The organism is Pseudomonas alkylphenolica, from assembly GCF_004025535.1.
GTDB classification, from domain to species: Bacteria; Pseudomonadota; Gammaproteobacteria; order Pseudomonadales; family Pseudomonadaceae; genus Aquipseudomonas; species Aquipseudomonas alkylphenolica_A.
On the sequence record NZ_QJRG01000039.1, the window covers coordinates 83137 to 101474 of the forward strand.

Genomic DNA, 18338 nt, shown 5'->3' on the forward strand with positions numbered 1-18338 from the left:
ACCTTCGGGTAGCCCTGTTTTTGCGTGTGCGAAGTCCGCAAAGCCTGCGAGCCATGCTCGTTCCTGCAAAGTGTGTAGCCGTTGTCGATGAAAACGCCCCTGTGGTTTCCGCAAAGCTTCTTCGCCCGCACCCTCTGGTTGGTGCTGATCGTCGTGCTGTTTTCCAAGGCGCTGACCTTGGTTTACCTGCTGATGAACGAAGACGTGCTGGTCGATCGCCAGTACAGCCACGGCGTAGCCTTGACCCTGCGCGCCTACTGGGCGGCCGACGAATCCGATCGTGACAAGATTGCCGAAGCTGCCGGGTTGATCCGGGTGGTGGGCTCCGGTGTACCGGAGGGTGAGCAGCACTGGCCCTACAGCGAAATCTACCAGCGTCAGATGCAGGCGGAGCTGGGTGCTGACACCGAGGTGCGCCTGCGCATTCACGCGCCGCCCGCGCTGTGGGTGCGGGCGCCAAGCCTGGGTGATGGCTGGCTGAAGGTACCGCTGTACCCGCACCCTCTACGTGGCCAGAAAATCTGGAGTGTACTGGGCTGGTTCCTGGCCATCGGGCTGTTGTCCACAGCCTCGGCGTGGATCTTTGTGCGCCAGCTCAATCAGCCGCTCAAACGTCTGGTGTTTGCTGCCCGGCAACTGGGGCAGGGGCGCAGCGTCAGGCTGCCGATCAGCGATACGCCCAGCGAGATGACCGAGGTGTACCGCGCCTTCAACCAGATGGCCGAGGATGTCGAACAGGCCGGACGCGAGCGGGAGCTGATGCTTGCGGGCGTTTCACATGACCTGCGCACACCCCTGACGCGCCTGCGCCTGTCGCTGTCGTTGCTGGCCAATGAAAGCGACCTGACCGACGACATGGTGCGCGACATCGAAGACATGGACGCCATCCTCGACCAGTTCCTGGCGTTTATCCGCGATGGGCGCGACGAGCCGGTGGAGCAGGTCGACCTGAGCGATCTGGTGCGTGAAGTGGTGGCGCCCTTCAACCAGCCCGAAGAGCGGGTGCGCCTGTGTCTTGAGCCGATTCCGCCGTTCCCGCTTCGCCGGGTGTCGCTCAAGCGGCTGCTGAACAACCTGATCGGCAACGCCCTTTACCATGCGGGCAAAGGCGTCGAGGTGGCGGCGTATGTCTCCGGCGACAGCAGCGCGCCCTATGTGGTGCTCAGTGTGCTGGACCGTGGGGCGGGCATCGACCCGAACGAACTGGAAGGTATTTTCAACCCGTTCATTCGTGGCGACCGTGCCCGCAGTGGCAAGGGCACGGGGCTGGGGCTGGCGATCGTCAAGCGCATTGCCGCCCAGCACGGCGGCAATGTCGAGTTGCGCAACCGCTCCGGTGGCGGGCTGGAAGCCCGCGTGCGCCTGCCGTTGGGGTTACTGCTGCCGCGTGACGCGGTGTAAGCGCTAGCCTTTGCCTTTGGTGCGGGTCAGGTTTGGCCCGCCGTTCTTTTCCAGGTGTTCGATGATCATCCCGGCCACGTCCTTGGTGGTGGTGACTTCGATGCCTTCAAGGCCGGGCGAGGAGTTCACCTCCATCACCAGCGGGCCGTGATTGGAACGCAGGATGTCCACACCTGCCACACTCAGGCCCATGACCTTGGCCGCGCGAATGGCGGTCATGCGTTCTTCCGGGGTGATCTTGATCAGGCTGGCGGTGCCGCCACGGTGCAGGTTGGAGCGGAACTCGCCTGGCTTGGCCTGGCGCTTCATCGAGGCAATGACCTTGTCGCCTACCACGAAGCAGCGGATGTCCGCGCCACCGGCTTCCTTGATGTACTCCTGAACCATGATGTTCTGCTTCAGGCCCATGAAGGCCTCGATCACAGACTCAGCTGCCTTGGTGGTTTCGCACAGCACCACGCCGATGCCTTGGGTGCCTTCGAGCACCTTGATCACCAGCGGTGCGCCGTTGACCATCTGGATCAGGTCGGGGATGTCGTCCGGTGAGTGTGCAAAGCCGGTCACCGGCAGGCCGATACCACGGCGTGACAGCAGCTGCAGCGAGCGCAGCTTGTCGCGGGAGCGGGCAATGGCCACCGACTCGTTGAGCGGGAACACGCCCATCATTTCGAACTGGCGCAACACGGCGCAGCCATAGAAGGTGACCGAGGCGCCAATGCGCGGGATGACCGCATCAAAGCCTTCCAGCGGCTTGCCGCGGTAGTGGATCTGCGGCTTGTGGCTGGCAATGTTCATATAGGCGCGCAGGGTATCGATCACGACCATCTCATGGCCTCGTGCGGTTCCGGCTTCAACCAGACGACGAGTGGAATACAGACGCGGGTTACGCGACAGCACGGCGATCTTCATGCAACACCTGTGAAAGGAGAAATAGTGGCCGGGAATGCCGGCTTGTCCTGAACATACTTGAGCCCCGGGTTGACCACCAACTGGCCATGGATCAGGGCTTTGGAGCCGAGTAAAAGGCGATAGCGCATGGCCTTGCGGCAGGCCAGGGTGAATTCGACCTCCCAGACCCTGTCACCCAGCGCCAGTGGCGTTCGGATCACATAGCGGGTCTGGGCCTGGCCGTTGGAGCTCTTGATGGTTTTCATGGTCACCAGCGGCGCTTCGCAGCGCCGGTGACGCAACTGCACCACGGAGCCCAGGTGAGCGTTGAAGCGCACCCAGGGCTCGCCGTTACGCTCGAAGGGCTCGACTTCGGTGGCATGCAGGCTCGAGGTACTGGCGCCGGTGTCGATCTTGGCGCGCAGACCGGCCACGCCCAGGTCGGGCAAGGCTACCCACTCGCGCAGGCCAATCACAGTCAAATGGTCAAATGTCTTCAAAATGCTCAACCAGCGTAGGAAGTCGTCAGGCCGAAAATCCGGCGTGCACGACAGGTCGGTGAACTGTAAGCACGCGGCGGTTTTTTTGCATCCGCCAGATACGGTAGTACAGTTCGGTTAACGAAAAAATGCGGGGAAATGTCATGGCACAAAAGCCCGAAGAGGACGACAAGGTTCGTCTGGACAAATGGCTGTGGGCGGCGCGTTTCTACAAGACCCGCGCACTGGCCAAAACGGCGATCGAAAGTGGCAAGGTGCATTGCCGGGGTGAACGCTGCAAGCCGGGCAAAGAGCCGCGCATCGGCGACGAGTTCGTCTTGCGCACCGGCTTTGATGAGCGCACGGTGGTGGTCAGGGCGCTGTCGGTGGTGCGCCGTGGCGCGCCCGAGGCCCAGGTACTCTATGAGGAAACGGCCGAAAGCGTCGAAAAGCGCGAGAAAGCGGCTGCCCTGCGCAAGGCGGGTGCCTTGGGCGTGACGACCGACGGTCGGCCGACCAAGAAACAACGGCGCCAGCTCCACCAGCTTCACGACAGCGCTGGTTAACGGGGGCGGGGCGCACTGATAAACTAGGCGCCATTAACTCATTTACGCGAAAACCCGAACCCATGTCTGAATTGCCGGATACCGATTACACCCAACGTTTCCTCTTCGACGACCGCGATGTTCGCGGTGAAATGGTCGGGCTGGAGCGTAGCTACGCCGAAGTGCTGGCCAAGCACCCGTACCCGCAGCCCGTTGCGCAGTTGCTCGGCGAGCTGATGGCGGCGGCTGCGCTGCTGGTCGGCACCCTCAAGTTCGATGGCCTGTTGATTCTTCAGGCACAGTCGAGCGGCCCGGTGCCGCTGCTGGCCATCGAGTGCACCAGCGAACACGAAATTCGCGGCCTGGCACGCTATGTGGCCGAGCAGATCCAGGATGATGCAACGCTTGCCGACCTGATGCCTGGCGGGCACCTGGTCCTGACCATCATTCCGGTCAACGGTCAGCGCTACCAGGGCACCGTGGAGCTGGACGGCAAGGACCTGTCGGAATGTTTCACCAACTATTTCGTCATGTCCCAGCAGATCAATACCTGCATTACTCTCGCCGCCGACGGCCTGCGTGCCCGTGGTCTGCTGGTGCAGCAGTTGCCCGCCGACCGCCAGAAGGACATCGAAGAGCGCGAAGAAAGCTGGAGCCACGTGAAAGCCCTGGCCAACACGGTGAAAGCCGAGGAACTGCTGGGCCTGGACAACGAAACCATGTTGCATCGCCTGTACCACGAGGATGCCGTGCGCCTGTTCGACATCCAGCCGCTGCACTTCCGTTGCAGCTGCTCGCGGGAGCGTTCTGCCAACGCCCTTGTCAGCCTCGGTGAACAGGACGCCTTGGCGCTGGTCAATGAACATGGCGGCAAGATCGAGGTCGATTGCCAGTTCTGCAACCAGCACTACGTGTTCGACGCCGCCGATATCGAGCAATTGTTCGCCGGTGGCGGTGTAAACGCACCGTCAGATACTCGGCACTAAAACGTTTCATCACAGGTAAATCTCCTGTCTAACGCCGTAAAAGCGCCGTTCTGACAGGAGGGCCCTACTTTTTTTGGGCGTTTCTGGCATAATCCGGCCACTTTTTTCGCTGTAGTAGTTTTCAAAGCTCTACTACAAAACGTTTGGAGCACTCGGCCGCAGGCCGGATGGGGAATCTCATGACGCAAGCCAACAACACCGTGTACACCGACCTGAGCGTCGATGAGCTGGTAAAAGAAGCGCTGAACCGCGGTGAAGGCGAGCTGGCCGATACTGGCGCGCTGGTCGTGAAAACTGGTCACCGCACCGGTCGTTCGCCGGTTGACCGTTTCATCGTCGAAGAGCCGTCCACTCAGGACGCCATCGCCTGGGGCCCGATCAACCGCAAGTTCCCGGCCGACAAGTTCGATGCCCTGTGGGACCGCGTCGAAGCGTTCAACAACGCTCAAGAGCATTTCGTTTCCTACGTTCACGTAGGCGCCGCCGCCGAGCACTACCTGCCGGTGAAAATGACCACCCAGACTGCCTGGCAGAACCTGTTCGGTCGTTGCCTGTTCATCAACCCGGAGCAAGGCCAGTACAACCCGGCTTCGCGCGGCGAGTGGCAAATCCTCAACGTCGCCAACTTCGAGTGCGTGCCAGAGCGTGATGGCACGAACTCCGATGGCTGCGTGATCCTCAACTTCGCCCAGAAGAAAGTGCTGATCGCAGGTATGCGTTATGCCGGCGAAATGAAGAAAGCCATGTTCTCGGTGCAGAACTTCCTGCTGCCGGCTGCTGACGTGCTGCCAATGCACTGCGCTGCCAACATCGGCGAAGAAGGCGATGTCACCCTGTTCTTCGGTCTGTCGGGTACCGGCAAGACCACCCTGTCGGCTGACGAAAGCCGTTACCTGATCGGTGACGACGAGCACGGTTGGGGCGAAGGCGTTGTCTTCAACATGGAAGGCGGCTGCTACGCCAAGTGCATCGACCTGTCCGAGAAGAACGAGCCGGTCATCTGGAAAGCCATCAAGCACGGCGCGGTGCTGGAAAACGTCGTGATCGACGATGCCAAGCACGCCGACTACGCCGATGTCAGCCTGACCCAGAACAGCCGCGCCGCCTACCCGCTGGAGCACGTTGCCAAGCGTTCGGAAGCGAACCTGGGTGGGGAGCCTAACGCCGTTATCTTCCTGACGTGCGATCTGACTGGCGTGCTGCCACCGGTTTCGATCCTGAACAACGAACAAGCGGCCTACCACTTCCTGTCCGGCTACACCGCGCTGGTCGGTTCCACCGAAATGGGTTCGGGCGGCGGCATCAAGTCGACCTTCTCCACCTGCTTCGGCGCGCCGTTCTTCCCGCGTCCTGCTGGTGAGTACGCTGAGCTGCTGATCAAGCGTATCAATGGCTTCAACTCCAAGGTCTACCTGGTCAACACCGGCTGGACCGGTGGTGGCTACGGCGTCGGCAAGCGCTTCAACATTCCGACCACCCGTGCAGTGATCGCAGCGATCCAGAGCGGCGCGCTGGTCGGTGCCGAGACCGAGCACCTGGACATCATCAACCTCGACGTGCCAAAAGCCGTTGAAGGCGTTGATACCGTCCTGCTGAACCCGCGCAACACCTGGGCTGACCAGGCTGCGTACGATGAAGCCGCCAAGGCCCTGGCCAAGCTGTTCATCGAGAACTTCAAGAAGTTCGAAGTTTCCGACGCCATTAAGGCGGCTGGCCCACAGCTGTAAGCTGTAGCTAGCGCGAAACTAAAAAGCCGCCCTCAGGGGCGGCTTTTTGTTATCGGTTTGTTCTTAGGTTCATGGCCATTGAGAGCTGCACGGCGGGCGGCAAACAGCCGACGGGCCTCCTCATCAGTTGTCACTGGCGTTGGGTCCTGGAGGCTGGCCTCGATCTGGGCATTGAACCAGGTCTCATAAGCGGCAGCTTCATGTGCCCGCTTGAGAGCCTGAGCGCGGTCTGGGCGCTGGTAGGTCTTGCGCAGTTGAGGGTCATAGCCAGATGTGTCGACCTCGAAGTACTCGATACCCAACGCTTGCAGGTAGCCGACCAGTGTTTCGAGACTCTTGAAAAGCCGGGCGTTGCCGCTGCGTTGTGCGGTCAGGATATGCTCCTGCTCGTCGATGCAAATCTGCACCGCCCAGCCACCCGGCTGGCCAACGATGTGCGTAGCATTGATGCGATCCGTACCGGCTACTTGGGTCAAGTGCGAATGATCAATCTGATGAGTCGGCATCGGGGTGTGTATCGGTTTCATTCAATCAACCCATGCTATGCAATCTATAGTTGATTGCAACTGTAGGCCTTCTGAAGTGTTTGTGGGAAGCTTCCTCTCATATTGCAACTGAGAGCAGAGGCCAACCATGTCCGAAATGCCCCAACGTCACGACTTTCCCCATCTGCAGCCCGTACTCACGCGCTGGCAAGACAACGACCTCAACGGGCATATCGCCGGTGCCACGGTGTACAGCTACTTCGAGACGACCATTCAGGCGTTTTTGCAGCAGCAGGCTGGCCTGGATCTGCAGGAAGGGGAAGTGCTGGGGTTCGTGGTGAGTTCGGCAGCGGACTTTTTTGCCTTGCCGGCGTTTCCTGACACCCTGGAAGTCGGCTTGCGGGTTACCCGCCTGGCCGGCAGCACGGTGGAGTATCAGCTAGGCCTGTTTCAGGTCGGTGAGCAGCATCTGTGTGCTGCGGGGAAGGTGGTGCAGGTGTTTGTCGAGCGTAGTTCGGGGCAACCTGCGTCACTGTCAGCGCCACTGCAGGCGGCATTGCTGCGCCTGCAGGGCTGAGTCTCATGACGCAAGCGGGGCGTGGGTTACGCTGCGCTTAGCGGTGACGCCAGTGCTTCTTGTGCTTGCGGTGGCCGTAGTGGTGACCACGGTCACGGTAGTAGCGACGGTCGTCGTAGCCACGGTTGCTGTAGTGACGGTCTTCTTTGTCGGCTTCTTTGCCCATGTAGTTACCCAGGGCACCACCGGCACCGCCGCCTGCGGCTGCACCCATGTAACCACCCGTGGTACCACCGACGCTGCGGCCGATCGCGTTACCGCCGGCTGCGCCCAGGGCGCCACCGATGGCCGCTTCGCCGCGGCTGTGCTTGTTCGCGCCTACGGCACTGCCTGCCGCGCCGCCGAGGCCTGCGCCGATCGTGGAGCCGGTGCTGCCACCGATCGAGTTACCGACCACTGAGCCCAGTACCCCACCCAATGCGCCGCCGATGCCGGCTTCGGTGGTGCCACCTGCTGAGGCAACGCCACTGAGCAGGCTGAGGGACAACAACAGAATCGAGGAGTACTTCATCAAGAGAGCCTCATAAGGATGACGAGGCGATCCTGAGGCTGGAGGAGGGGGCTGGCAATGGAAATCCGACGAGTAACACGAGTTGTACACAATTCTCTAAGTTACTGTTTTAGCTGTGAAACTTTCTTGATTTTTGGCTGTCTGAGCTTACTTGAGACAAGGCCCTGAGATCACTTTCAGGGCCTTTTTTGTGCGCGTTAGCCAAGTATTCTGTCAGAGGATTCTGGCATTGTCGCTGGCCGCTTCCAGTTTGATCGCAACGAATTTCGAGGTCGGCGTGTGGCTGCCATCGCCGACACTTTCCAGCGGCACCAGCGGATTGACCTCCGGGTAGTAGGCAGCGGCTTGCCCGGCCGGAATGTCGAACGCCAGCAAGGTGAAGCCCTTGACCCTGCGTTCACAGCCATCACTCCACAGCGACACGATGTCGGCTTTCTGCCCCGGATGAAAGCCCAGGCGAATGATGTCGGCCTCGTTCACAAACAGCACGTCGCGTTGCCCCTTGACCCCACGGTAGCGGTCGTCGAGGCCGTAGATGGTGGTGTTGTACTGATCGTGCGAGCGCATCGACTGCATGATCAGGTCCGGTACCTGCCCGGTCGCCCGCACGCGTTCGTGCAGCAGGTCATCCGGCAGGGCATTGGCTTTGAAATTGGCGCGACCGCTGGCGGTTTTCCATTGCCGTTGACCAGCGCTGCTGCCCAGGTAGAAGCCACCGGGGTGTTCCAGGCGCTGATTGAAGTCAGCGAAGCCTGGAATGGTGTCGGCGATCAGGTCGCGAATGCGTCCGTAGTCAGCCACCAGCCACTGCCAGTCGACGGGTTTCGGACCCAGCGTCGCCGCCGCGATCCCGGCAATCACCGCAGGCTCTGAACGCATTTGCCGCGACAATGGCTTGAGCTGGCCGTTGGAGGCATGGACCATGCTGAACGAGTCTTCCACCGTGACCGCTTGCGGGCCTTCGCTTTGCATATCAATGTCGGTTCGACCCAGGCACGGCAGGATCAGTGCCTGCTTGCCGTGCATCAAGTGGCTGCGGTTGAGCTTGGTGCTGATCTGTACCGTCAGTTCGCAACTGCGCAGGGCCTGGGCGGTACGTTCGGTGTCGGGTGTCGCCTGGGCAAAGTTGCCGCCCAGCGCAATGAATACCTTGGCTTTGCCGGCAAGCATGGCGCCGATCGCCTCGACGGTGTTGTGGCCGTTGTGGCGCGGCACCTGGAACTGGAAGCGCCGCTCCAGAGCGTCGAGCAAGGCCACCGGCGGACGCTCGTTGATGCCCATGGTGCGGTCGCCCTGCACGTTGCTGTGGCCGCGTACCGGGCACAGGCCGGCACCCGGTGCGCCGAGGTTGCCGCGCAGCAGCATGAGGTTGGCGATTTCCTGGATGGTCGCCACCGAGTGACGGTGCTGGGTGATGCCCATGGCCCAGCACATGATGACTTTTTCGGCCTTGCAGTACATCCGCGCGGCCTGCTCGATTTCAGCCAGGCTCAAGCCGGACTGGGCCTCGATGTGTGCCCAAGGCGTGTCGTCCACGGCCGCCAGATAATCGAGCACACCCTGGGTGTGCTGGTTGAGGAAGTCATGGTCGAACACTGCCGGGGCGTTGCTGGCCTGGGCTTCACGTTCCCACTGCAGCAAGTACTTGGCCATGCCGCGCAGCACCGCCATGTCGCCACCCAGTGCCGGGCGGAAATACGCCGTATTGGTTGGGCGGTCGCCGTTGGTGAGCATCTCCAGTGGGTGCTGCGGGTGCTGGAAACGCTCCAGGCCGCGTTCCTTGAGCGGGTTGATGCACACCACCTGGGCGCCACGCTTGACCGCTTCGCGCAGTGGCTCAAGCATGCGTGGGTGGTTGGTGCCGGGGTTCTGGCCCCAGACGAAAATGGCGTCGGCATGTTCGAAATCGTCAAAGGTCACGGTGCCCTTGCCGACCCCGACACTCTGGCTCAGGGCGACACCGCTGGCCTCGTGGCACATGTTCGAGCAGTCCGGGAAGTTGTTGGTGCCATAGGCGCGCACGAACAGCTGATACAGGTAGGCCGCTTCGTTGCTGGCCCGGCCCGAGGTGTAGAACTCGGCCTGGTCCGGGCTTTCCAGCGCGTGCAAGTGCTCGGCGATCAGCGCGAACGCTGCGTCCCAGTCAATCGGCCGGTAACGGTCGGTGCTCGGTTCGTAAACCATCGGTTCGGTCAGGCGCCCCTGGTACTCAAGCCAGTAGTCACTTTGGGTCAACAGTGAGGTGACACTGTGGCGCGCAAAGAAAGCCGCATCGACACGGCGTTTGGTGGCTTCCCAGTTCACTGCCTTGGCGCCGTTCTCGCAGAACTTGACCATGCCGCTTTCCGGCGAGTCGCCCCAGGCGCAGCCCGGGCAGTCGAACCCGCCGTTCTGGTTGGTTTTGAGCAGGGCGCGAATGTTCTTCAGGGCGTTGTCGCTGCCGATCCAGGCCTGGGCCACGCTGCGTAGCGCCCCCCAGCCGCCAGCGGCGCCATGGTAAGGCTTGTAGCGGGGTACGGGCTTTTGGTCGGCTTGGTGATGCAGGCTCACGATGGATTCTCCAGCACGGGGCTGAAAACCCGTGGTGCACTGTGCTTAGGCAAATGGATCAGGTTGAGGTTATGTCGGCGTGCCCATTGCAGGGCCAGGCCGGTGGGGGACGACAGGCTGACCAGGGTCTGGATGCCGGCCCGCAGGACTTTCTGGATCAACTCCAGGCTGCAGCGGCTGGTGACAATCGCCAGGCCGCCATCAAGGCTGATGTGCTGGCGCAGCAGGGCGCCGATCAGCTTGTCCAGCGCGTTATGCCGGCCAATGTCTTCGCGGCCAAGCAGCAGTTCGCCCTGGTTGTTCATGAACAGGGCGGCATGCACGGCACCGCAATGCTGGCCCAGCGGCTGGAAGGCATCGATGCGTTGGCGCAGGCCGTCGAGCCAGTGCGCCGGCGGCAGTGGTGCGCCAGGCAGCACACTGAGCTCGGGCAGGGCCTGCTCCAGGGCTTCGACCCCGCACAGGCCGCAGCCACTGGTACCGGCCAGTTGTCGGCGCTGGTTCTTGAGGTTCCAGAACGCCCGGCTGGCGATTTCCACCTCGGCACTGATGGCGCTGTCGCGGCTATTGAGTTTGAGGTCGTAGATCTCGTCAGGCGAGGCGATGATGCCGCTGCCCAGGCTGAAACCGACGATGAAGTCTTCAAGGTCCGTCGGGCTGACCAGCATCACCGCCTGGTTGATGCCGTTGTAGGCAATGGCCAGGGCGACTTCTTCGGCCAGCGCGGTACTGGCCTGGCTGTCATCGGTCAGTTGGCTGTAGTCATAGCGGTTGCTGGCCGCGGGCGCAGTCAGGGGGACGGACGCTGCGCAGGCCGGAGGTTTTGTGCTCATCAGAGATACCGGCGGCTAGTCTGATTTAAGCCTAGGCTGGCGCTCGGGTATCGTCTAATCGCTAATCCTGATGCCGTGATAGATGGCGTCGATCACGCATCGCTTTGCATCGCCTGAAATTCGGCCAGGCAGGCTTCGGCCAGGGCTGAGCGTGGCGCCGTACGGCGCATGATCAGGCCCAAGGGAGCCAGTGTGCTGGCCTGTTCGATCGGCTGCAGGCGCAACCGCTCGGTCAGCACTTCAAGGCCCGCCGCCACTGGCATGATCGCGCAACACAGGCCACCGCTGACGGCCTGGACCAGCTGATGGACGGCGTCGGTCTGTACCACCAGGCGCGGTTGCAGGCTGCGGCTGTTGAAGTTGTGATCGATCGACTGGCGAAAGTGCATGCCGGCGGTGAGCAATCCCAGTGGCAGCGCGCTTACGGCCTGCCAGCTCAACGGTTGCTCGTCGAAAGCAAAGTGCGCCGGGTCATACAGCAGGCCCAGGCGCGTTTCGCCCAGCGGCAGGGACTGGAATCGCTCGTTGTCGAGCCGTTCGAGGTAGGACACGCCGAGGTCCAGGCGATTGCTGCTGAGCTGCTCGAGGATCTGCTCGGAACTCAGCGCGCTGAGTTCAAAGTTCAGGTCCGGGTGACGTTGGTGCAGGCGTTGCAGCAGGGGCATCGGATCAAAGCTCGACAGCGGCACCACGCCCAGGCGCAAGTTGCCGACCAGGTGCCCGCGACAGGCGGCGGCTTCGGCCTGCAGGCCGTCGTAGGCGGCGATGACCGAGCGTGCCCAGGCCAGCACGCGTTCACCTTGCGCGGTGAACCCTTCAAAGCGCTGGCCGCGGTTGACCAGGGCCAGGTCCAGCTCCTGCTCCAGGTTGCGCAGGCGCATCGACAGGGTGGGCTGGGTCACGTGGCAGCGGGCGGCGGCCTGGCCGAAGTGGCGGGTTTCATCCAGGGCGATGAGGAATTTGAGTTGTTTGATGTCCATCGTCGCTCCTCGGCACAAAGCAGGCGCAGCATTCTAACCTGTCCTAGACTCCAGGCTCCGAGATTCAACACCAAGGAGAGCGGTATGAGCATTTTCAGTTTCATCAAAGAAGCCGGCGAGAAAATCGTCGACCTGTTGACCCCAGGTAATGCCAATGCCAGCGAGCAGTTGAAGGACCACGTGGCGAAGGTCGGGCTGGGTAATCCGAACGTGCAGACCACGGTGGAGGGCGACAAGGTTACCGTCACCGGTGAAGTGGCCAGCCAGGAAGAGAAGGAGAAGATCCTGCTGGCCCTGGGCAACATTGCCGGTGTGGCCACGGTGGACGATCAGATCACCGTTACCGGCCCGGTTGTAGCGGCAGCACGCTTTGTTGTAGTGAAAAAAGGCGACACGCTGAGTGCCATTTCCCTGGCGGTGTACGGCAACGCCAACCAGTACAACAAGATCTTCGAGGCCAACAAGCCACTGCTCAGCCACCCGGATAAAATCTACCCGGGCCAGACGCTGCGCATCCCCGAGTAAGCCTCAAAGCCCTTCGAGCAGTGCCCGGTAGTCCTCAACGGCGGCGAACTCCTCGGTATCACGTGGCCCTTTGCGGCTGTCCGGCTGGCGCACCGCAAGCAGGTGCGCCACGCCGAAGTCGCGGGCGCTGCGCAGGATCGACAAGGTGTCGTCGATAAACAGGCTGCGTTCTGGAGCAAAACCGATATCGGCCTGCAGCGCTTCCCAGAACTGTGGATTCTCCTTGGGGAAACCGTAGTCGTGGGAGCTGATCAACCGCTCGAAATACGGTGCCAGCTGCACCTTTTCCAGTTTCAGTGACAGCGAGTCGCGGTGCGCGTTGGTGATCAGGATGATCCGCTTGCCGGCCTGCTTGATCGCCTGAAGAAACGTATCGGCATCCGGGCGCAAGGCAATCAGGTGGGCGGTTTCCAGCTTCAGCTCGCGAATCGGCAGGTTGAGTTCGCGGCTCCAGAAATCCAGGCAGTACCAGTTCAACGAGCCCGCGTTCTGCTCGAACAACGGTTGCAACTCGAGCTCGGCCATGGCCCGGCTGATGCCGTGCAGGTCGGCGTAGCGCTGCGGCAGGTGCTCTAGCCAGAAGTGGTTGTCGAAATGCAGGTCGAGCAGTGTGCCGTCCATGTCCAGCAGAACGGTGTCGATGGTGGACCAGGCTAAAACGGGCATATGAAATTCTCGGACAGTCAGGGCAGCAGCGGCCGGGCAAGCCACGGTATAGTAACCCGTTCATGCCAAGGAGCCGCCCCATGCGCCAGAAACCCACCGTCCTTTCTCGCGAGATTGTCGCCAGCAGCCGCCTGTTTCGGGTTGAAGCCGTGCAACTGCGCTTTGCCAACGGCAACGAGCGCACCTATGAGCGGCTGGTAGGGCGCGGCAATGGCTACGGTGCGGTGATGATCGTGGCGATGCTCGATGCCGAGCATGCGGTGCTGGTCGAGGAATATTGCGGTGGCACGGATGAGTACGAGCTGTCGCTGCCCAAAGGCTTGATCGAGCCGGGCGAAGACGTGCTGGCAGCCGCCAACCGCGAACTCAAGGAGGAAGCCGGCTTCGGTGCGCGCCAGCTTGAACACTTGACCGAGCTGTCGTTGTCGCCGGGTTACATGAGCCAGAAGATCCAGGTGGTGCTGGCCTCGGACCTGTACGAAGAGCGGCTGGAAGGCGACGAGCCGGAGCCGATGCGGGTCGACAAGGTCAGCCTGCGCGAGCTTTCGGCCCTGGCCCAACACCCGCAGTTTTCCGAAGGCCGAGCGTTGGCGGCGCTGTACCTGGTACGTGACCTGCTGACCCAGCGCGGAGTCTTCAGCGCATGAGTGACCAGCAGTTGATGCAACAGGTAGTCGAGCTGGCGCGTCAGGCGGGCGCCGCCATCCTGCCGTTCTGGCGTGCGGATGTAGCCGTGACCACCAAGGCCGATGAGTCGCCAGTTACTGCGGCCGACCTGGCCGCCCATGAAGTGATTGCCAAGGGCCTGCAGATGTTGGCTCCCGAGATTCCGGTGCTGTCGGAAGAAGACTGCGGCATTGCCCTGGCTGAACGCCAGCAGTGGACGCGCTGGTGGCTGGTCGATCCGCTTGATGGCACCAAGGAGTTTATCGCCGGGACAGAAGAGTTCACCGTCAACATCGCGCTGGTCGAGCAGGGGCGGGTGGTGTTCGGCGTGGTGGCCATTCCCACCACTGGCCGTTGCTACTACGGCGGCAGCGCGCTTGGTGCCTGGCTGGAAGAGGCCGATGGCCAGGCCCGGGCCATTCAAGTACGTCAGGCCCCGGCCGCCGGCTCGGCCTTTACCGTGGTCGCCAGCCGTCGTCATTCCAGCCCGCAGCAAGAAGCCCTGCTGGCCGGCCTTAGCGCCGCCGTGGGTGAGCTGGCGCTGGCCAACATTGGCAGTTCGCTGAAGTTCTGCCTGCTGGCCGAAGGTACGGCAGATTGCTACCCGCGACTGGCGCCAACCTCGCAGTGGGACACCGCTGCAGCGCAAGGGGTGCTGGAAGGGGCTGGCGGCGAGGTGCTCGGCCTGGATGGCCAGGCCTTTACCTACCCGCCGCGTGAGTCGTTGCTCAACCCGTTTTTCCTGGCGTTGCCGGCCGCCGCGCCGTGGCGCGGCAAGCTGTTGCAGCTGGCCTCAACGATGTAACACGTACTGGCCGCTGAACAGTACAGCGGCCTCATCACTGCCGGCGTTGTTGACCTGCGTATGCAGATTAAGGCGTGCCCGGCCGCGGCGCTGGTAGGTGGCAACGAAGCGTTCCCAGACTTTTTCCTCTGGCGCCTGGCACATGGCGATTGCTGCACCGGTCACCGGTAGCGGATAACTGATCTGCCCTTCCTGAATGACGATGTGACCATCGTCGATGCCTGCTTCGCGCAGGCGCAGGTGCAGCCACCCCCAACCCACCAGCACCGCCGCACAGTACAGGCTGCCGCCAAACATGGTGCTCTTGTGGTTGACGTTGGCCGCCAGCGGCAGTTGCAGGCGCAGGGTTTGCTGCTGCCAGTCGAGCACCTGCAAACCCATTTCGCGGGTCAGCGGGATGTCTCCGTGCAGCACCGATTCCAGGTAGTGGCTGTCCGTGGTCATGGGCGGTTCTCCTCTAGGTCGTCAGTGCTGGCGTTACTGTCGGCGAAGCTCAGGCCGTGCTTGCGCAGTTTGTCGTGCAAGGTCTTGCGGGGTATGCCCAGGGCTTCGGCCAGGCTGCGCATCGAGCTGTGCGGTTGGGCCAGTTCTGCGGCAATCAGTGAACGTTCGAAGTGTTCCACCTGCTCGCTGAGGTTGCCGCTGCCGACTGTGACCGCTTGTGGTTGAGACGGCTCCGGGGCCTGGCCATCGAGGGCCAGTTCCAGGCCCAGGGCGAAACGCTCGGCGACGTTCTGCAGCTCGCGCACGTTGCCCGGCCAGGTGTGGCGCAGCAACAGTGCGCGTTGCGCCGGCTGCAGGCTGTTGGCCGGCAGGCCATGACGTTCGCTGGCTTCGCCAGCGAAATGCTGGAACAACACCAGAATGTCGTCGCCACGCTCGCGCAGCGGCGGGATGCGCAAGGGTGCAACATTCAGCCGGTAGTACAGGTCGGCCCGAAAGCGCCCTTGATCAGCGGACTGGCGCAGGTCTTCCTTGGTGGCGGCGATGATGCGGATATCCAGCGGGATCTGCTGGTTTCCGCCGAGGCGTTCAACCACCCGCTCCTGCAGCAGGCGCAGCAGTTTGACCTGTACATCCAGGCTCATGCTTTCGATTTCATCGAGGAACAGCGTGCCGCCGTTGGCGAACTCGAATTTGCCGATGCGACGCTTCTGGGCGCCAGTGAAGGCCCCCGGTTCGTGGCCGAAAAGTTCACTTTCGACCACCGATTCGGCCAGGGCACCGGCGTTGATGGCCACGAACGGGCCGTCGCGTCGGCTCGACAGGTCATGCAGGGCGCGGGCGACAACTTCCTTGCCGGCGCCGGTTTCACCGAGGATCAGTACATCGGCACGGGTACCGGCCAGGGCACCAATCTGCTCGCGCAGGCGCAGCATGGGCGCTGACTGGCCGACCAGGCGGGCGCTCAGCTGCTGACGGTCGCTCAGGGCCAGGCGCAAGCTGCGGTTGTCCAGCACCAGGCGGCGCAGGGCCAGGGCACGGCGCACGCTGTCGAGCAGGGCGTCGCTGGCAAACGGTTTTTCAAGAAAGTCATAGGCACCGGCGCGCATGGCCTGAACTGCCAACGGTACGTCGCCGTGACCGGTGATCAGCAGCACCGGTAACTCCGGGTCCCGGGCGTGTACCTGCTGGAGCAGTTGCAGGCCGTCGATGCCCGGCATGCGGATGTCGCTGACCACCACGCCGGGCCAGTCGTGTTCAATGCGCCCGGCCAGATTCTGCGCGTCACTCAGGGGCAGGACTTTCAGACCGGCAAGATCCAGGGTCTGGCTCAGGGCCTGGAGCAGGTGCGGGTCGTCATCGACCAGTATCACCTGTACACGGCTGTCGATGAGCGGCTCGGTGGTCATGCCGATGTGTCCTCCGGAGGTTGCAGGTTGGCGCCTGGGGTGGCGACGCGCAGTTTAAGGGTCAGCAGTGCGCCGCCTTCAGGGTGGTTGCCGAGCAGCAGTTCGCCGCCCAGGGCACGCATCAAGGTGTCGCAGATTGCCAGGCCCAGGCCAAGGCCCTGGGTGCGCGTCTTGGTGGTAAAAAACGGTTCGCGGGCGCGGGTCAGCGCTTCACTGCTAAAGCCCGGGCCATTGTCGCGAATGTACAGGTAGACGTAGCCCTCGCGCTGTTCGGCACTTAACCAGAGTTTGCGTGGGTTGGCTTTTTCGGTCAGGGCATCGAGGGCGTTGGCCAGCAGGTTACCCAGCACCTGGCGCAAGCGGGTTTCACCGGCCTGGACCCACAGCGTGGCATCCGGCAGGTCGCGTACCAGGTCCACGGCCATGGCCCGTCGGCGTTTGGCCAGCAAGGCCAGGGCGTCATCCAGCGCCGGCTGCAGCGCGACACTTTCCGGCGCATGGCGGTCGCGGCGGGCAAAGGCGCGCAGGTGGGCGATGATCGAGGCCATGCGCCCGGTCAGCTCGCTGATCAGCTTGAGGTTGCTGCGGGCGTCATCGGTGCGCTGGTGGTCGAGGAGAATCTCGGCGTTTTCGGCGTAACTGCGTATCGCCGCGAGGGGCTGGTTGAGCTCGTGGCTGATGCTTGCCGACATGGTTCCCAGCACTGACAGTTTTCCGGCCTGGACCAGTTCGTCCTGGGCGCGTACCAGTTCCTGCTGGGCCTGCTCACGCTCCAGCACCTCGTCTTTCAGGCGACTGTTCAGGCCCTCGAGGTCGGCGGTGCGTTCCATTACGCGCTTTTCCAGCTCATGGCGGGCGTGCGCCTCGAAGTCGATGCGCTCGATGTAATGGCGCCGACGCTGCATCATCAGACCGAGCAACAGCATCAGTACCAGCAAGGCTGCGGCACCGATGGCCAATACGGTATTTACCGAGCGGTCAATCAGGGTGCGCGGGGCAAGGATGCTGACTTGCCAGCCAGTCTCCTCGATGTCCTGTGTCTGGATCAGCCAGGCATCGGTGTTGAGATTCAGTGGTTGCGGTGTTTGTGTCGGGTAGAGCCGGATCGCGACAATCGCCTCACGCTCGGCATCGGTCAGCGGGCGCGTGGCGCGAAAACGCCAGTCAGGACGCGAGGTGAGGATTACTACACCATTGTGGTCGGTAACCAACAGCTGTTCGGGCGTCTTGCCCCACAGGTTCTCGGTGTGGTCGAGGTCGACCTTGACCACCAGTACACCGATTATCTGTTCACGATCATGCACGGCAGCGGCAAAGAAATAGCCGCGTTTGGCCGAGGTCGTGCCCTGGCCGAAAAAGCGCCCCAGGCGCCCGGCAATGGCTTCGGTGTAGTAAGGCCGGTAGGCAAAGTTGCGGCCGACAAAGCTGTCATGCTTGTCCCAGTTGGATGCCGCCAGGGTGTTGCCCTTGGTGTCCATCAGGTACATGACTTCGGCACCCGTCTGGGTGGCGATGTCTTTGAGCAGGCGGTTGGCGTTGGTCAGGCTTTCCAGGCGTAGCGGGTCAGCCAGCACGGCACGCAGGGCGGGCAAGTCGCCAAGAATCTGCGGCAGGGTTTCATAGCGGTGCAGAATGCCCAGCAAGTTGGCGACGTACAGGTCCTGGGTCTGGCGGTTCTGCCCGGCCAGTTCTTGCTGGTAATAGTGTTTGGCAAGGTGCTGCAAAGGCCAGAGCAGCGGCGCCAGGCAAATCGCCAGCAGTGCCAAGCTGCGCCAGCGAGGGCGGCGGGGAAGAGGTGGAATCATGGTCATCGCAACTGGGCCAGAAAGTACTGGCGCATTATGCGCTAGTTCCCGTGGCA

The 18338-nt window shown here is 62.4% G+C and carries 19 protein-coding genes; 8 read left to right on the plus strand and 11 right to left on the minus strand.

All coding sequences use genetic code 11. The annotated features are described in order from the left end of the window. Positions 1-87 precede the first annotated feature (87 nt). Positions 88-1401 carry an ATP-binding protein gene (locus DM813_RS10135; RefSeq protein WP_028942310.1) on the plus strand — a complete coding sequence of 438 codons (1314 nt, stop codon included), beginning with the start codon at positions 88-90 and terminating at the stop codon, positions 1399-1401. Between the two features lie 3 nt (positions 1402-1404). Here DM813_RS10135 and rimK read toward each other — a convergent pair whose 3' ends face one another. Together rimK and DM813_RS10145 are read right to left on the minus strand one after the other, a co-directional pair. Further along, the gene (gene rimK, locus DM813_RS10140; RefSeq protein WP_128323266.1) at positions 1405-2310 is read right to left on the minus strand and encodes a 30S ribosomal protein S6--L-glutamate ligase; all 906 of its coding nucleotides are present in this window, start codon (positions 2308-2310) and stop codon (positions 1405-1407) included. Further along, the gene (locus DM813_RS10145; protein WP_128323267.1) at positions 2307-2789 is read right to left on the minus strand and encodes an ATP-dependent zinc protease family protein; all 483 of its coding nucleotides are present in this window, start codon (positions 2787-2789) and stop codon (positions 2307-2309) included. The genes rimK and DM813_RS10145 overlap by 4 nt, the downstream gene beginning before the upstream one ends. 143 nt (positions 2790-2932) lie before the next feature. Between DM813_RS10145 and DM813_RS10150 the strand changes: the two genes are divergently transcribed. The 3 genes from DM813_RS10150 (at position 2933) to DM813_RS10165 (ending at position 6026) form a co-directional block, all read left to right on the plus strand. Then, positions 2933-3334, plus strand: coding sequence for an RNA-binding S4 domain-containing protein (locus DM813_RS10150; RefSeq protein ID WP_128323268.1), 402 nt, complete (start codon positions 2933-2935; stop codon positions 3332-3334). Positions 3335-3396: 62 nt separating this feature from the next. Beyond that, positions 3397-4299 carry an Hsp33 family molecular chaperone HslO gene (gene hslO / locus DM813_RS10155; RefSeq protein WP_128323269.1) on the plus strand — a complete coding sequence of 301 codons (903 nt, stop codon included), beginning with the start codon at positions 3397-3399 and terminating at the stop codon, positions 4297-4299. A gap of 179 nt (positions 4300-4478) precedes the next feature. After that, positions 4479-6026 (plus strand): phosphoenolpyruvate carboxykinase, encoded by a 1548-nt coding sequence (locus DM813_RS10165; RefSeq protein WP_128323270.1) that lies wholly within the window; start codon positions 4479-4481, stop codon positions 6024-6026. Between the two features lie 32 nt (positions 6027-6058). Here the strand turns inward: DM813_RS10165 and DM813_RS10170 are convergent, their stop codons facing one another. Then, positions 6059-6553, minus strand: coding sequence for a hypothetical protein (locus tag DM813_RS10170; protein ID WP_241653161.1), 495 nt, complete (start codon positions 6551-6553; stop codon positions 6059-6061). 106 nt (positions 6554-6659) lie between these two features. On the opposite strand from DM813_RS10170, the gene DM813_RS10175 reads away from it, so the two are divergent. Then, on the plus strand, positions 6660-7088 hold the full coding sequence (locus DM813_RS10175) for an acyl-CoA thioesterase (RefSeq protein WP_128323271.1): 429 nt from the start codon (positions 6660-6662) through the stop codon (positions 7086-7088). Positions 7089-7125: 37 nt separating this feature from the next. Here the strand turns inward: DM813_RS10175 and DM813_RS10180 are convergent, their stop codons facing one another. The 4 genes from DM813_RS10180 to DM813_RS10195 form a co-directional block, all read right to left on the minus strand. Next, positions 7126-7602: a glycine zipper domain-containing protein gene (locus DM813_RS10180; protein ID WP_197877452.1), complete on the minus strand. Its 477-nt coding sequence runs from the start codon at positions 7600-7602 to the stop codon at positions 7126-7128. Between the two features lie 210 nt (positions 7603-7812). Next, positions 7813-10149, minus strand: a complete 2337-nt coding sequence (locus DM813_RS10185; protein ID WP_128323273.1) for an FdhF/YdeP family oxidoreductase — start codon at positions 10147-10149, stop codon at positions 7813-7815. Further along, a complete protein-coding gene (gene fdhD / locus DM813_RS10190) occupies positions 10146-10982 on the minus strand; it encodes a formate dehydrogenase accessory sulfurtransferase FdhD (protein ID WP_128323274.1) in 837 nt (278 codons plus the stop codon). Before fdhD ends, DM813_RS10185 begins: the two co-directional genes overlap by 4 nt. Before the next feature lie 92 nt (positions 10983-11074). Then, positions 11075-11962, minus strand: a complete 888-nt coding sequence (locus DM813_RS10195; protein ID WP_128323275.1) for a LysR family transcriptional regulator — start codon at positions 11960-11962, stop codon at positions 11075-11077. An 84-nt stretch (positions 11963-12046) separates the two neighbouring features. Here DM813_RS10195 and lysM point away from each other — a divergent pair, with 84 nt between their 5' ends. After that, on the plus strand, positions 12047-12487 hold the full coding sequence (lysM, locus tag DM813_RS10200) for a peptidoglycan-binding protein LysM (RefSeq protein WP_128323276.1): 441 nt from the start codon (positions 12047-12049) through the stop codon (positions 12485-12487). A 3-nt stretch (positions 12488-12490) separates the two neighbouring features. On the opposite strand, the gene yrfG is transcribed toward lysM, so the two are convergent. Beyond that, positions 12491-13153 carry a GMP/IMP nucleotidase gene (gene yrfG, locus DM813_RS10205; protein WP_128323277.1) on the minus strand — a complete coding sequence of 221 codons (663 nt, stop codon included), beginning with the start codon at positions 13151-13153 and terminating at the stop codon, positions 12491-12493. A gap of 80 nt (positions 13154-13233) precedes the next feature. On the opposite strand from yrfG, the gene nudE reads away from it, so the two are divergent. Together nudE and cysQ are read left to right on the plus strand one after the other, a co-directional pair. Then, positions 13234-13800: an ADP compounds hydrolase NudE gene (nudE, locus tag DM813_RS10210; protein WP_128323278.1), complete on the plus strand. Its 567-nt coding sequence runs from the start codon at positions 13234-13236 to the stop codon at positions 13798-13800. Next, positions 13797-14624 (plus strand): 3'(2'),5'-bisphosphate nucleotidase CysQ, encoded by an 828-nt coding sequence (cysQ, locus tag DM813_RS10215; RefSeq protein ID WP_128323279.1) that lies wholly within the window; start codon positions 13797-13799, stop codon positions 14622-14624. The genes nudE and cysQ overlap by 4 nt, the downstream gene beginning before the upstream one ends. Here the strand turns inward: cysQ and DM813_RS10220 are convergent. The 3 genes from DM813_RS10220 to DM813_RS10230 are packed head-to-tail and all read right to left on the minus strand — an operon-like array spanning position 14613 to position 18288. Next, complete coding sequence (locus tag DM813_RS10220) at positions 14613-15068, minus strand: YiiD C-terminal domain-containing protein (protein WP_128323280.1); 456 nt, start codon at positions 15066-15068, stop codon at positions 14613-14615. The genes cysQ and DM813_RS10220 overlap by 12 nt on opposite strands. Then, positions 15065-16477, minus strand: a complete 1413-nt coding sequence (locus DM813_RS10225) for a sigma-54-dependent transcriptional regulator (RefSeq protein ID WP_128323281.1) — start codon at positions 16475-16477, stop codon at positions 15065-15067. Before DM813_RS10225 ends, DM813_RS10220 begins: the two co-directional genes overlap by 4 nt. Then, positions 16474-18288 carry a sensor histidine kinase gene (locus DM813_RS10230; RefSeq protein WP_128323282.1) on the minus strand — a complete coding sequence of 605 codons (1815 nt, stop codon included), beginning with the start codon at positions 18286-18288 and terminating at the stop codon, positions 16474-16476. Before DM813_RS10230 ends, DM813_RS10225 begins: the two co-directional genes overlap by 4 nt. Positions 18289-18338: the final 50 nt, after the last annotated feature.